This window comes from Bradyrhizobium sp. STM 3561, from assembly GCF_045571455.1.
GTDB lineage: Bacteria > Pseudomonadota > Alphaproteobacteria > Rhizobiales > Xanthobacteraceae > Bradyrhizobium > Bradyrhizobium vignae.
Genome location: NZ_CP120695.1, coordinates 7,537,278 through 7,551,255 on the forward strand (window position 1 = coordinate 7,537,278; position 13,978 = coordinate 7,551,255).

Annotated in this window: 11 protein-coding genes; 5 read left to right on the forward strand and 6 right to left on the reverse strand. The window is 63.2% G+C overall.

What is annotated here, in order from left to right:
* Nucleotides 1-16 precede the first annotated feature (16 nt).
* Together P6U28_RS35720 and P6U28_RS35725 are read right to left on the reverse strand one after the other, a co-directional pair.
* A complete protein-coding gene (locus tag P6U28_RS35720; RefSeq protein WP_145987096.1) occupies nucleotides 17-667 on the reverse strand; it encodes a pentapeptide repeat-containing protein in 651 nt (216 codons plus the stop codon).
* Between the two features lie 488 nt (nucleotides 668-1,155).
* Nucleotides 1,156-1,650, reverse strand: coding sequence for a hypothetical protein (locus P6U28_RS35725; protein WP_122405830.1), 495 nt, complete (start codon nucleotides 1,648-1,650; stop codon nucleotides 1,156-1,158).
* A gap of 279 nt (nucleotides 1,651-1,929) precedes the next feature.
* Between P6U28_RS35725 and P6U28_RS35730 the strand changes: the two genes are divergently transcribed.
* Complete coding sequence (locus P6U28_RS35730) at nucleotides 1,930-4,986, forward strand: adenylate/guanylate cyclase domain-containing protein (protein ID WP_122405829.1); 3,057 nt, start codon at nucleotides 1,930-1,932, stop codon at nucleotides 4,984-4,986.
* Between the two features lie 97 nt (nucleotides 4,987-5,083).
* Here P6U28_RS35730 and P6U28_RS35735 read toward each other — a convergent pair whose 3' ends face one another.
* Entirely contained in the window at nucleotides 5,084-6,274 is a 1,191-nt protein-coding gene (locus P6U28_RS35735) for an ABC transporter substrate-binding protein (RefSeq protein WP_407123143.1), read from the reverse strand.
* Nucleotides 6,275-6,496: 222 nt separating this feature from the next.
* On the opposite strand from P6U28_RS35735, the gene P6U28_RS35740 reads away from it, so the two are divergent.
* Nucleotides 6,497-8,107, forward strand: a complete 1,611-nt coding sequence (locus P6U28_RS35740; RefSeq protein ID WP_122405827.1) for an acyl-CoA synthetase — start codon at nucleotides 6,497-6,499, stop codon at nucleotides 8,105-8,107.
* A gap of 79 nt (nucleotides 8,108-8,186) precedes the next feature.
* Here the strand turns inward: P6U28_RS35740 and P6U28_RS35745 are convergent, their stop codons facing one another.
* On the reverse strand, nucleotides 8,187-9,386 hold the full coding sequence (locus P6U28_RS35745) for an MFS transporter (RefSeq protein ID WP_122406948.1): 1,200 nt from the start codon (nucleotides 9,384-9,386) through the stop codon (nucleotides 8,187-8,189).
* A 184-nt stretch (nucleotides 9,387-9,570) separates the two neighbouring features.
* On the opposite strand from P6U28_RS35745, the gene P6U28_RS35750 reads away from it, so the two are divergent.
* From P6U28_RS35750 to P6U28_RS35760, 3 genes are all read left to right on the forward strand, one after another.
* Nucleotides 9,571-10,374: an MBL fold metallo-hydrolase gene (locus tag P6U28_RS35750; protein WP_122405826.1), complete on the forward strand. Its 804-nt coding sequence runs from the start codon at nucleotides 9,571-9,573 to the stop codon at nucleotides 10,372-10,374.
* A 160-nt stretch (nucleotides 10,375-10,534) separates the two neighbouring features.
* Nucleotides 10,535-11,548, forward strand: coding sequence for an alpha/beta fold hydrolase (locus P6U28_RS35755; RefSeq protein ID WP_122405825.1), 1,014 nt, complete (start codon nucleotides 10,535-10,537; stop codon nucleotides 11,546-11,548).
* 15 nt (nucleotides 11,549-11,563) lie between these two features.
* The gene (locus P6U28_RS35760; protein ID WP_122405824.1) at nucleotides 11,564-12,511 is read left to right on the forward strand and encodes a fatty acid desaturase; all 948 of its coding nucleotides are present in this window, start codon (nucleotides 11,564-11,566) and stop codon (nucleotides 12,509-12,511) included.
* Nucleotides 12,512-12,583: 72 nt separating this feature from the next.
* Here P6U28_RS35760 and P6U28_RS35765 read toward each other — a convergent pair whose 3' ends face one another.
* Nucleotides 12,584-12,826, reverse strand: coding sequence for a hypothetical protein (locus P6U28_RS35765; RefSeq protein ID WP_122406947.1), 243 nt, complete (start codon nucleotides 12,824-12,826; stop codon nucleotides 12,584-12,586).
* 135 nt (nucleotides 12,827-12,961) lie between these two features.
* Nucleotides 12,962-13,942 (reverse strand): YafY family protein, encoded by a 981-nt coding sequence (locus tag P6U28_RS35770; RefSeq protein ID WP_122405823.1) that lies wholly within the window; start codon nucleotides 13,940-13,942, stop codon nucleotides 12,962-12,964.
* Between the last annotated feature and the right edge of the window lie 36 nt (nucleotides 13,943-13,978).

Here is a 13,978-nt window from a genome sequence, read left to right on the forward strand (position 1 = left end):
CATCCACCACATTCATCTATCTGCCGATGAATAGAATCATTCCGGCCTCGTTCGGATTGAACCCGCGGGGAAAGACAGTGCGATCATCGTATGTCGCGCCGCTCAGCCTTGCCCCGGCAAGACGTACACCCGTCAAATCGGCGCCCCTGAACCATGTGAGACGCCAGTTAGGCAACTCGCTGACGGCATTGGCACCGGAAAGATCGGCGCCGACCAACTTCGCGTTGGTGAAATCCGCACCGCCGATATTGGCCTGACGCAAGTCGGCACCTGACAGATCAGCTCCAATGAAATCGGTCGAACCGCCTAGATTGTCGAGCCCACAATTGGCACCGCGAAGGTCGGCTCGGCGCAGATTGGCGTCATTGAAGGTCGCGCCGCGCAGATCGCAACGCGCCAAAATGGCGCCTTCGAGCACCGCATCGTGAAACATCGCCCAGTAAAAGTTCGCTTCGGTCATGTCGACGCCAGCGAGCTGCGCGAACATCATGTCGCGGCCCTGCTGCACCGTCCTGGCCAGCGAGCAGTCGTTGGGCGGCAGGCGCACCGTGCGGTCCAGAGGATCATCCTCTTCAGGCAAATCATTGGGATCATCAAATCTAACCATGCACCTCTGTCGCGCGATCTGACGTTTTCGTTCGATCCGGGAGCGATTGCGAAAGATCAATGGCTTGAAGGAGGTTCACTGCGTTCGTGACGCGGGAGGTGCCTCGATCTGATCGCAACTTGAAGCGAATGCCGGTATTGGTATTTGCGCCGCCCCGATACGGAAATGGCCCGCGCGAAGCGGGCCATTTCCGTTTTAGATTCGGCCGCTCTCAAAAGTCCCTGATTGCCTTTCGGTCCCGACCAGCTTCGGGGGTGCTTCCCCGCACACCAAGCGATCAGGCTGAAACTTGATCGTCTTTCCGCCCTCGACGAACTCCGCAGAATTGCGCGGCGTTCCAGCCGACCCACGTCTTCGAGGGTCCCAAGATCAAGGGCCGCACGTCGACAGCACCGATCAAGAGCAGCGAGCTCACCATTCAACGATGCGGTTGTGGCGACAGCGCTTGACCGACACGGAGCTGACGGCGGCGTCTTTACTCCGTGGGGCCCGGAGCGTGCGAGATGCGATTGCTGTGACCCTTGATCAAAGCCGAAGACGGCGAAAGATCAGTCCCTGTACGGGCAGACCATCGTCAGATAGAGCAGGGTTGGCGCCTTGTCCTCGCCGTTGGCATATTCCCACTTGAGCCGGATCTCGTGTCGGTGCGCAAACGCATCGCTGGCTGCATGCGTGATGATGTTCGTCTTCATCGGGATCGGCGGCTCGGAGTTGAAGCATTTGCGGACGCTGGCATCGAGCAGATCGCAGCGAGTCAGCGGAATGACGCCGGGCTCGTCGTTGGAGAGCGGCGTGCAGTTCGGCTGGGTGCTGAGATCGACGCGAGCCCGGCCCTTCTCCTTGTGCCAATACGCAGCGCTCCCATCCGGCCATCTGTCGGCCGGCGTCAGGATCAGGTGGTATTGACCATACTCGAGGGTCGGCAGATGAATATCCGGCGACGCCTTCAGAATGTCCACGCTCCGCTGCATGTTTTCCAGCGGGAAATAATTATCGTTCATCAAATCCTTGAATGAAGCCCCGGTGTAAGTTCTCGAGCCCATCGCCTTTCCCTCAATATTTCCTTGGCTTTGCGAATATACATACAACTCCGGCAACGCTGATCAGTCTGGCCGACCTCACGCCGTCGAAAATGTGCCCCATCTTTGCTGGGATTGTTTACGCTACCACTCAGGACTGTGCTTCGTCCAGATCGCCAACCGCACCGTGCCCGCTGACTGAGGAGCGAGCGCGATTGCTAAGCGGTTCTTGATAGGTATTGTTGTCGAAAGTTGCAGGTGGATTCTGATCGACAGAAGAACCGCGACCCTTGAGGCGCAGGGATGCATTGCTTCGCATGTCAGTCGGCGATCGATCCGGACGATAGCTGGTGCTCCAAATGCGGGGCCGCAGTGCGCAAGCAGGTCGATCCCGATAGCGAACGTCGTTTTGTGACGATCCTGCGAGCTGATGTCGTGGATTCCACGGGTCTTGTTGCCGAATTGGAGCCGGAGGAGGCCGTCTCGCGCCTCGAGCCGGCGCTGGCAGCGATGAGGGCCGCGGTACGTCAGTTTGGCGGAATTGTCAGCAAGGAGTTGGGGGACGGGCTGGCGGCGGTCTTTGGCGCCCCGATCGCCGACGACAACCATGCACCCTTGGCCTGCCACGCGGCCATCGAGCTGGTCCGGCGTGTAGGCAGCCTTGGCGATCCCGGACTTCAGGTCCGCGTCGGCCTCCACTCGGGCCATGTGGTGGCCTACATGGTCTCCAGCGAGTTTTCCAAGGTTTATGAGATTGGTGGCGCAGCCCAGCATTTGGCCGCGCGGCTGGAGTCGGCGGCTGAGGCAAACCAGATCTATGTGTCGGAAGCCTGCCAGAAGCTAGCAGACGGGCACGTCCGCTTTGATTTTCTTGGTCGCAAGAGCCTGCGTGGCTTCAGCGAAGCCCTGCCTGTGTATCGCATTGTTGGAGCGAGCGATCTTTCGAGTTGGCGGGTGCGGCGTGCGCGTAGCGTTTCCCGGTTCGTTGATCGCACGATGGAGCGGGCGCTGCTCTGGCGTGCCGCGGAAAGGGTTCCGACGAGTCGGCAGACCGTTCTGCTGATGGGCGACGCCGGCATTGGAAAATCGCGGCTTGCACACGAGTTTGTGCAGGATCTTCGGACCGATGGTTGGCTGCTGGTCGACGCCGAATGCAGCCCTAACCTTCAGGGGGCGCCATTCAGCACCTTGAAGCGTCTGGTGCTTTCTATTCTCGAGGCCGTCGCAAAGGACTGCGCTCGCCGTGGAGATCCTCGAGAGGATTTGTCGGCGGTGCATCGGCTTGCAATCGATGCAGTGCTGGATTTGCCCATTTCCGATCCGCGCTGGAGCGAACTGGAGCCTTACGCGCGTGGTCGCGCGATTTCCGAGGCAAGTTGCGCGATCGTGGAAAGCGTGGTCCGTGGAAAGAGCGCCATTCTGCTCATAGAGGACTTACACTGGGTCGATCGAGCCAGCGACAACGTTATTGCGGCGATTGCGTCGCTCCAGACTCCCAATCTGTTCGTGTTCCTGACGAGCCGACCGAACGGAATGCCGGAATGGATCGCGCGTTGTCGTGCCGAGGTCATTGCGATGCGTCCATTGGACGATGATTCAGGATTGGCGATGCTGACCGACATGCTTGGCACATCAGCGACAAATGGCGACTTGAAGAACCGGATCATTTCCCACACGGCAAACGTCCCGCTATTCATCGAGGAGGTCTGCCGGGGCCTGAAAGATAACGGTACGCTGCGCGGTCAGTGGGGCGATCTGGCTCTCGTTCGGCCGATTGAAGAGCTGGGTATCCCCGCGAGCATCCAAGGCGTGATTGCAGCGCGGCTGGATCGCGTGTCGAGGCAGGAGCGCCTCGTCTTGCAAGTGGCTGCCGCATTGGGGCCGCGATCGAACGAAGCGGTCGTGCAGAAGGTCTCGGAGTTGCCTGAAAGCGCCTTCCAAGATTGCCTTGCGGCGCTCGACCGCGCTGAGCTTCTCGTTCGGATCGATAGCGACCTCGAGAACTCGCTTGAGTTTCGGCATGAAATGGTCCGCCAAGTTACGTATGAATCGATGGTCGAAAAGGTGCGCGAGAGCATACATGCGCGCGTTCTTGCGGCTTTCGAGAGCGACGGTACGTGGAGAGATGATCCCGACTCACTCAGTTACCATGCGGTACGTGCCAAGGACTGGCCGAAGGCGTTCAGCTACGGGAGAAGCGCCGCACAAAAGTGTCTTTTGCGTTCGGCATATGCTGATGCGGTCGACTATTTCCAGACGGCGATGAGTGCGCTCGACAAAACCCCGATGACGCGTTCGCGCGAGATGAATGCCATCGATCTTCGGATGGAAGCGCGCATGGCTTTCATCTGGTCCGGCCGGATTGCCGAGTGGGTCGAGCTGGGAAAGGAGGCCGACCGCAGGGCCAACGAGATCGAAGACGTCGGTAGGAAGGTTGCCGCCATGACAGTCATGGCCGGCGGGCAGAACTTCTACGGGACGCCCACCGAAGCTGTTGCTCTCGGTGAGGAAGTTGTTGGTCTTGCCGAGGAAACAGGTAATCCGGGGTGGCGCAACCTCGCACTATACAATCTCGGCCAAGCGTACTTTCTTGCCGGGCGCTATCGCGAGGCAGAGCAGACCTTCGCACGGGCCCGTACTCATCTCTTGGGGATGGAAGCGAGTGCGCCTTTCGCCACGCCCCCGAAATACACACTCCTCCTCTGCTGCATGATGAAGAGCTTCACCCACACCGTCATGGGCCAGCTCGACGCCGCCGAGCAGCTCCAGCGCGAAGCCGCCACGATCGCCGAGGAGACCGGCCGCCCCTACGACCGCGTCGCCGCCGCCTATAGCGGCGGTTGGCTGAAGCTCGGGCAGAACGATCCGGCGGCGGCCGCCGCCATTCTCGAAGACGGTTTTGTCCTGGCGCAGAAGCACGGCATCCGGCTGTTCGTGCCGGTGCTCGCCTGCCATCTCGGCATCGCCTATCTGGAGCAGGGGCTGTTGGAGCGGGCGCGCGGCATGCTGACCGAGGCGCGCGAGGAGGCGAGGGCGGTCGGCTATACCTCGGCGGTGCTGCGCAGCTCGATCTATCTCGCGCTCGTCACCCACCGCCTCGGCGATATCAGGGCCGCGCAGAACATGCTGCGCGAGGCCCGCAACACCGCCTGTCAGCAGGGGTTTTCGGGCCTCGAGGCCGAAGCCCTGTTCGGCGAAGCCATCGTGACCCCGCCATCGGATGCGGCGAACAAGGCCGCTATCTTTGTCGCTCTGCGCGCCGCCATCGCGCTCGCCTCCGACAGCGGCGCGCTGCCGCTGAAGCACAAGGCCGAAGCGATGCTGAGCGCGATGCTGGCGAGCGGCGACGAGTTCACCTGACTCTGCCTCGGGCCGGTCCGCGATGCTGCTGCGGCCGACCTCAGCGCCGCTGCGAGCGAATTGAGGCCGATCGACCGGTTGTACGTCCCCGCGAGCCTCACTTCACGAGCGGGCAGCCGCCATCCTTCAGCGGCCGGAACGCCTGGTCGGCCGGGACTTCGGCGAGAAGCTTGTAGTAATCCCACGGGCCCTTCGATTCCTCGGGCTTCTTCACCTGGAACAGGTACATGCTGTGCACCATGCGGCCGTCCTCGCGCAGCACGCCGTTATCGGTGAAGGCATCCCTTACCGGCAGCGCGCGCATCTTGGCCATCACCGTCTTTGTGTCCTTGGTGCCGGCGGCCTGCACGGCCTTGAGGTAGTGTAGCGTTGCACTGTAGGTCGCGGCCTGATTCATGGTCGGCATGCGCTTGACGCGCTCCAGGAAGCGCTTGCCGAAGGCGCGGGTCTTGTCGTTGAGGTCCCAGTAATAGGCCTCGGTGATGATCAGGCCTTGCGCCAGCTTTAAGCCAAGGCTGTGCACGTCGGAGATGAACATCACGATCGCAGCCAGGTTCTGGCCGCCGGCGACGATACCGAACTCGCCGGCCTGCTTGATCGCGTTGATAGTGTCGCCGCCGCCATTCGCCAGGCCGATGATCTTGGCCTTGGACGCCTGGGCCTGAAGCAGGAACGAGGAGAAATCCGCCGTGTTGAGCGGATGCTTGACGCTGCCCAGCACCTTGCCGCCGGAGGCCTTCACGACGTCACCTGTGTCGCGCTCGACCGAATGGCCGAACACGTAATCGGCGGTGAGGAAGAACCAGGTATCGCCGCCATTCTTGACGATGGCGCTGCCGACCGTGTGCGCGTTGGCATAGGTGTCGTAGGTCCAATGCGCGGTGTAGGGCGAGCAGGATTTTCCGGTGATATCGGAGCTCGCCGCATCCGTCACGATCATGATCTTCTCGTACTGCCTCGACAGCTCCATCACCGCGAGCGCAGTGGCCGAGGTCGGCAGGTCGATGATCATGTCGACGCCTTCGGTCTCCCACCATTTGCGGGCGATGGTGGAGGCGACGTCGGGCTTGTTGAGCACGTCGGCACTGATCATCTCGATCGGCTTGCCGAACATCTGACCGCCAAAATCCTCAATCGCCATTTTGGTGGCCTCGACGTTCCCCATGCCGCCGATGTCGGAATAGACGGATGAGAAGTCGGAGAGCACCCCGATCTTGAGCGGCGCCTGCTGGGCATGAGAAGGGCAGATGGCAAACGCAGCGAGTGCGGCCGCAAATGCGGCGAACATAGTCCGGCACATGGTATTCCCCCTGATATTATAGTTGGTGCACGAATCCAGATTTGCTGCTCCGGAGTGTCAATTCTTGCGTGCTGGCGCCGCGCGGGCCGGCTAATTTGACGCAGCCAATCGTGCCGACTACGTTTGCGCAAACACAAAACGCTTGAATGCGGTGGGCCGGCGGATGCTCAGGCCACCATTCACGCAGGGTAAAGATTCAGGGGGAAGGACATGACCGGCGACACCGCAGCCAGCATCTCGAAAGCGCGCGAGCATTCCATCGGCGATCTCCTGCGCCGCTCGGCGGGCCGGGAGCCGAACAAGCTCGCGGTGAGCTGCGGCAATGTCGGCTGGAGCTTTGCCGAGATGGATGCGATCTGCAACCGGCTCGGCCGCGGCCTGCTGGGACTCGGCGTCAGGAAGGGCGACCGCCTCGCCGTGCTCTCGCGCAATTCGCACGCCTTCGCCGCGCTACGCTTCACCGTGGCGCGGATCGGCGCGGTGCTGGTGCCGATCAACTTCATGCTCAATCCGGACGAGATCAATTTCATCCTGAAGAGCTCCGGCGCCAAGCTGCTCGCGACCGGACCCGATTTCGTCGAGCCCGGACGCGCGGCCAGCGCCAAGGATTGCGCGGTCGAGAAGATGATCTGGCTGCCCGGCGAGGATCCGGCCACGGCGCCTGCGGGCCTCACCACCTTCGACGATCTCCTCGACGCCGACGGCTCCTTCCTGGACGCTTCCGTCGACAGCCGCGATCTCGCGCAGATCGTCTACACCAGCGGCACGGAATCACTGCCCAAGGGCGCGATGCTGACCCATGAAGCCGTGATGTGGCAGTATGTCAGCTGCATCATCGATGGCGGCATGAGCGTGGAGGACAAGTTCCTGCACGCGCTGCCGCTGTATCACTGCGCCCAGCTCGATGTGTTCCTGGGACCGCAAATCTATCTCGGTGCCTCCGGCGTGATCACGGGCAAGCCGACGGCCGACAACATTCTGGCGCTGATCCAGGCACACAAGATCACCTCGTTCTTCGCGCCGCCGACGATCTGGATCGCGATGCTGCGCTCGCCGAACTTCGACAAGACCGATCTGTCCACCTTGCAGAAAGGCTATTACGGAGCCTCGATCATGCCGGTGGAGGTGCTGCTCGAGCTGCAGCGCCGCCTACCCAACGTCAAGTTCTGGAATTTCTACGGCCAGACCGAGATCGCGCCGCTCGCGACCGTGCTGCGGCCGGAGGATCAGCTGCGCAAGGCCGGTTCGGCCGGCAAGCCCGTTCTCAATGTCGAGACGCGCGTGGTCAACACGGCGATGGAGGACGTGAAGATCGGCGAGGTCGGCGAGATCGTGCACCGTTCGCCGCACCTGCTGTCCGGCTATTACAACGATCCCATGAAGACCGCGGCGGCCTTCTCCGGCGGCTGGTTTCACTCCGGCGATCTCGCCACCGTCGACGAGGAGGGCCACATCACCGTGGTCGACCGCGTCAAGGACATGATCAAGACCGGTGGCGAGAACGTCGCGAGCCGCGAGGTCGAGGAGATGGTCTACCGCATCCCCGCCGTCTCCGAAGTCGCCGTCGTCGGCCTGCCTGATCCGCGCTGGATCGAGGCGGTGACCGCGATCGTCGTGGTCAAGAGCGGCGAAACGCTGGACGAAGACACCGTGATCAAGCACTGCGCCGGCCAGATGGCGCATTTCAAGGTGCCCAAGCGCGTCATCTTCGTGGATAGCCTGCCGAAGAACCCGAGCGGCAAGCTGCTCAAGCGTGAGCTGCGCCAGCGTTTCGTTGGCGGCGAGACGCTCGACAGGGCGATCCAGAAGAATTTTGGCTGAGGGCTGGATTGCTTCGCGGCGCTCGCGATGACTGAGAGGAGGAGGTTGCGGGAACCCAATCTTCTCCGCGTTGCGGCCCTCAATACTTCTTCACCGCCGCGCCAAAGGCCAGCCACAGCGCCATAGACGCGAGGCCGAAGCCGCCGAGCAGCAGGAAGGTCGGGCCGTAGCCGATCCATTGCGCGATCCAGCCGCCGAGTGCGGGACTGAGGCTCGCGCCGACGCCCTGCACCGTGATCACGGCGCCCTGGCCGAGATTGATGCGGCCGGTGCCGTTGAGCGAGCGCGCGACCATGCCGGGGACGGCGACAGTTTGCAGTCCGGTGCCGATGCCGTCGAGCACCTGCATCGGCACGACACCCCACCATCCCGTGACGAAGAAGGCAAGCACGCCGCGGACGGGTAAGAACATGAAGGAGACCAGGATCACCGGCCAGTAATTGCGCTTGCTCGCCGCCTTCATCGCGATCAGCGAGGTCACGATCATCATGCCCTGTGCGATCACGATGGTGGTTGCGACGAAGCTCGGGCCGTTGGCCTGGCCGTCGGCCACCGCCGCAAGTCCATAGAGCGGCACGATGGCGGCGTTGCCGAGATGGAACAGCGCGAGTGTCAGCGCCAGCACGAGCAGCGGCTTGTGCTTGAGCAGCATCGTGAGCGCATCCGGCGGAGCTTTGGAATCGTCCTCCTTGCTGCCGCGCGCGGCGCGATCATCGATCGCCTGGGCTGGAATCATCAGCACGCAGGCGATCGCGATGGCGCCGAATATGGCGGCCAGCAGGAACACGGCGACATACCCGAACTTGTAGCCGAGATAGCCCGACAACGCGGCGCCGACCATGTTGCCGGCGTGGTTGTACGCCTGGTTGCGGCCGTTGAGCGCGTTGAAGCCCTTCTGCTTGGCGATGCCGAGCGTGATACCCGTCACCGCCGGCACGATCGCCGCACTCGCCAGCGATTGCGCGACCTGGGAAAAGGTGACGGCCCAGAAGTTTTGCGAGATCAGGATGATCGCGGAGGCAAGGACCACGCAGATGCCGGGGATGACGACCCACATGCGCTTGTTGCGGCTGGAATCGATGAAGCCGCCGATCGGAGTGGTGATCAGCATGCCCGCAACGTTGCCGATCGTCATTGCGGTGCCGATCAACCCGCTGGCCCAGCCGCGCTCCTGCAGGAAGACGCCGACGAACGGTCCGATGCCGGACTGCATGTCGGCCATGAAGAAGTTGAGCGCGAACAGGGGCCAGATACGAGACGGTGAAGGGCGCGATGTCATCGAGACGCTCAACGCAATGTTGCCGATCGACTGGGATCTCGCATGAGGCGGAGACTGCGGGCTCATAGGTGCCCGGGCGGACCAGAACCTAACCTGCGCTCATCACGTTGGTTCCGATCGCCCTTGCGATCGCGGCCCCGCGACGTCATGTCATACTTGCGACGGTCTCAATAGGACTACGGCCATGCCACTCTGGACCTGCGAAACCTGCGGCGCGCAATTTCCGGATAGCGGACATCCGCCCGCATCCTGTCCGATCTGCGAGGACGAACGCCAGTATGTGAACTGGAAGGGGCAGACCTTCATGACGCGCGAGACGGTGGCCGAACGTCACCGCGTCGTCTGGCGCGACGATCTCGGCCTCACCGGTCTCGCCCTCGAGCCGAGTTTCGCCATCGGCCAGCGCGCGCTGCTGGTGCCGCAGGCGGATGGATGCATGATGTGGGACTGCGTGCCGCTGGCGACGCCGGAGGCGATCGCTCACGTCCGCTCGCTCGGCGGGTTGAAAGCGATCGCGATCTCGCATCCGCATTATTATGGTGCGCTCGCCGACTGGAGCGATGCCTTCGGCGGCGTGCCGGTCTATCTGCACGCGGACGATGGCCAATGGGTGACGCGTCCACATCCGTCGATCGTGCACTGGACCGGCGATCAGCATCGCATCTCCAATGACGTGCTGCTGCTGCGCACCGGCGGCCATTTCGCCGGCGCCACCATGCTGCACTGGGCACGCGGTACGGACGGCGCGGGCGCTCTGCTCACCGGGGACATCGCGCAGGTGACGATGGACCGCCGCTTCGTCAGCTTCATGTACTCCTATCCAAACTACATGCCGCTCAACGCAGCCGCGGTGCGGCGGATCGCTGCTGCCGTCGAGCCGCTCGCCTTCGATCGCATCTATGGCGCCTGGTGGGGACGCAACATCGCCAGCGCTGCCAAGGCCGCGTTCGCGGCATCGGTGGCGCGATATATCGCGGCCATCGCCTGAGACCCGGCGCCCGATCGGATTTGTCTTGCCGGTCCATAATAAATGTACTATAAGTACAGTTATTGAGTGTGACGCAATGGCGCGTCTGCTGCTGGCATGATCGATGCATCGCCGCTGCCGCGTCGCGTCGTGGGGGCCGCGAGCGAGAGTGGGACGCACAATGGCTGAGCGCGATTATGAGATCTTCGAGGCCGGCGACGTCGTGCTCCAATCCGGCGTCGTCTTTCCGAAGCTGAAGCTCGCCTACAAGACCTACGGAACGCTCAGCCCGGCCAGAGACAGCGTCATCCTCTATCCGACCTCGTTCAGCGCGCAGCACTTCGACACCGAGTGGCTGATCGGGCCTGACGGCGTGCTCGATCCCTCGCGCTATTTCATCGTCATCCCGAATCTGTTCGGCAACGGCCTGTCATCCTCGCCGTCGAACTCCGCCGCGCCGTTCCCCGAACTCAGCTATCACGACGCCATCGCCGTTCAGCATCGCCTTCTCGCCGAGCGCTTCGGCATCACAAAGCTCGCGCTGGTGTATGGCTGGTCGATGGGCGGCATGCAGGCCTATCACTGGGCGGCACTGCATCCTGATATGGTCGCGCGTGCCGCGGTCGTCTGCGGCAGCGCGCGTTGCGCGCCCTACAACTACGTCTTCCTGGAAAGCGTGAAGGCCGCCTTGACCGGCGATCCCGCTTTCCGGGACGGCCGGTTCGTCGAAAGGCCCGTCGCCGGCTATCGCGCCATGGGACGCGTCTATGCCGGCTGGGCGATGTCGCACGGCTTCTATCGCGACGAGCTCTGGCGCGAGGCCGGCTTCACCTCGCTCGAGGACTATCTCGTCCGCGCCTGGGATGCGACTTTCGCGCGGCGCGATGCCAACGATCTCCTGGCGCAGATCGGCATCTGGCAGCGCGGCGACATCAGCCGGTGCTCGGCCTTCGGCGGCGATCTCGATCGCGCGCTCGCCGCGATCAAGGCGCATATGCTGCTGATGCCGGGCGCGACCGATCGCTATTTCGACGTCCGCGACAACGAGGACGAACTCGGCAAGCTGATCAATGCAAAGTCAGCCGTGCTGCATCCGATCCCATCGCTGCACGGCCATCGCGCCGGCAATCCCGTCAACAATCCCCGCGACCAGGCCTTCATCAAGGCCGAGATCGCCGGGCTCCTCCGCAAGTAAGACAGGCACCCGATCATGACTGATGCAACCGTTTCCGAGTCCGGCCATCGCCTGAAGCCGCTGAGCCCGGCGATGCTGCGCGAACTGTCGGCCCGCTCCAATTTCCAGGGCGCGGTGCGCAGCCTTTGCCATTACGGCGTGGTCATTCTGGTCGGGTCGTTGATCTGGAAAGTCAGCTCGAGCTATGGCGTCCTTTGGGCGCTGCCGCTGATGGTAATACAGGGCTATTTCGTCGCCTTCCTGTTCATGGCGGTGCACGAGACCGCGCACAAGACCGCGTTCAAGAGCCGCGGCCTCAATCTCACGGTCGGCTATCTCTCGGCCTTCATCATCGGGCAACCTTACGAATATTACTGCTTGTTCCACTGGGACCATCATCGCTACACCCAGGATCCCGAGAGGGACCCGGAGCTGATCGTCGGCGTGAAGCCGAAATCCGACACCCAGATCGTGATCGCCTATAGCGGCTTGCTCCAGGTTGCGGGCCGCCTCCGGCTGATGCTCGGCCATGCCGTCACCGGCAACGTCACGGTGCCCTGGATCCCCGAGAACAAGCGCGCCATTATCGTGACCGAAGCGCGCGTCTATGCCGCCCTCTATGTTCTGCTGCTCGCGCTCTCGCTGTGGTTCTCCTCCGCGCTGCTGCTCATGGTCTGGGTCGTTCCGCTGGTCATCGGGCAATTCTTCCTGCGGCCCTATCTCTTGGCCGAGCACACCGGTTGCGATCGTACCCGCAGCGCCTTCCAGAACACCCGCACCACCTATACCGCTGCCATCGTCAAATGGTTCGCGTGGAACATGCCCTATCATGTCGAGCATCACGCCTATCCCTCGATTCCCTTTCACGCATTACCGAAACTGAACGAGATCGTCGACGGCGAGATCGTCCATCGCGGGCGCGGCTACATCAGGACGACGCGCGAGACCTGGGCGTGGTTTCGCCGACAGCGGCAGGCCGGCTGACACCAAAATCGCTTGAACGAACGCAAAACCCCGGCCGCAATGCGACCGGAGCTTTGTCGTGAACGCGAGTTATCAGTAGATCCCGTAGGCGCAGACATTCACGACGCGCACGCGCAGGCCGTGGCGGGTCCGGACGACGCGCTCCTGGTAGCAGTTGCTGACGCCGGTGTTGACGTAGATGCCGCCATAGCCCCAGCCCGGGCCCCAGCCATGACCCCAGTGATGGAAGCCGTGAGCCGAAGCGGCGGTGGGCGCGAGAGCGGCAGCGCCGAGCGAGCCGGCAGCGATCAGACCAAGAGCGAGCTTACGAAACATCTTCATTCTCCAGTTTGGCGCGAGGCCGTTGTTGTGTCCCTGCGTCTGCGTCGGCGCGAGCCGCGAACTCGTTCATGGCGCGAGGGAAGAATCGTGTTTCAGGATTGTTTCGTCGCTGCGGCAAATGTGCCGCTGTCAGGCTCTTCGTACCGCGCGATAGCGCACAGCCATCGCCTGTGTCAGCTCGGCCATCTTGTCGCGGAGATCGGCGGGTTCCAGCACTTCGGCCTCGGGCCCGAGCCGCAGCAATTCGGCTGCGGCGTGCCACGACGTCTTGCCGACCGGCAGTCGCGCAATGCGCCAGCCGTCTGCGTCGGCCGTCTCATCGAGCTGCGTGCGTGTCTTGACGTAGGGCTGGCTCAGCGCGTCGAGCAGCTTGACGCCGAACGGCGACAGCCGCACGATCGCGACGTTGGGATGCATCTCGGCCTCGAGGCGAAGTGTCGCGGCCTGCCAATAGGCGGCGAGATCGAAATCGGCGGGGCGATCGAAGCGGTCGTCGAGCGCCGTGCAGTCGAGCACGCGCGCGACGCGATAGGTTCGCACGCTGCCGTCGACTTGCCCGGCGAGGTACCAGCTGCCGCCTTTCAGCACGAGGCCGAGCGGGGCGACGCGGCGCTGCCTCTCCGCGCGCCAGCTCTGGTAGCGGATCTTGATCAGCGTGCCGCGCAGGACGGCGCCGGCGATGCTGCGCAGGTGCTTCGGGTCTTCCGCTTCGCCGAACCAGCCCGGCGCGTCGAGGTGAAAGCGCTCCTGCATCCGCCCGGCGTCCTCGCGCAGATTCGCGGGCAGCGCCGCCATCAGCTTGTTCTGCGCGGCGATCATCGCCGCGTCCAGCCCGAGCGCTGCGGCCGGGCCGGGCAATCCCGCCAGGAACAGCGCGCCGGCCTCGCTCTGCGACAGCCCGTTCAGCCGGACGCGATAACCGTCGAGCAGGCGATAGCCGCCTTCCGCGCCGCGGTCGGCGTAAACGGGAACGCCGGACGCGGCGAGCGCGTCAATGTCGCGATAGATCGTGCGCACCGACACCTCGCAGGCCTCGGCGAGCTCGGGCGCGGTGACCTGTCCCCGGGCCTGGAGGGTGGTGAGGATCGACAGCATCCGGCTCGCGCGCATGATCCCTTAAACCATACCTGACACAAGATGTCAGGT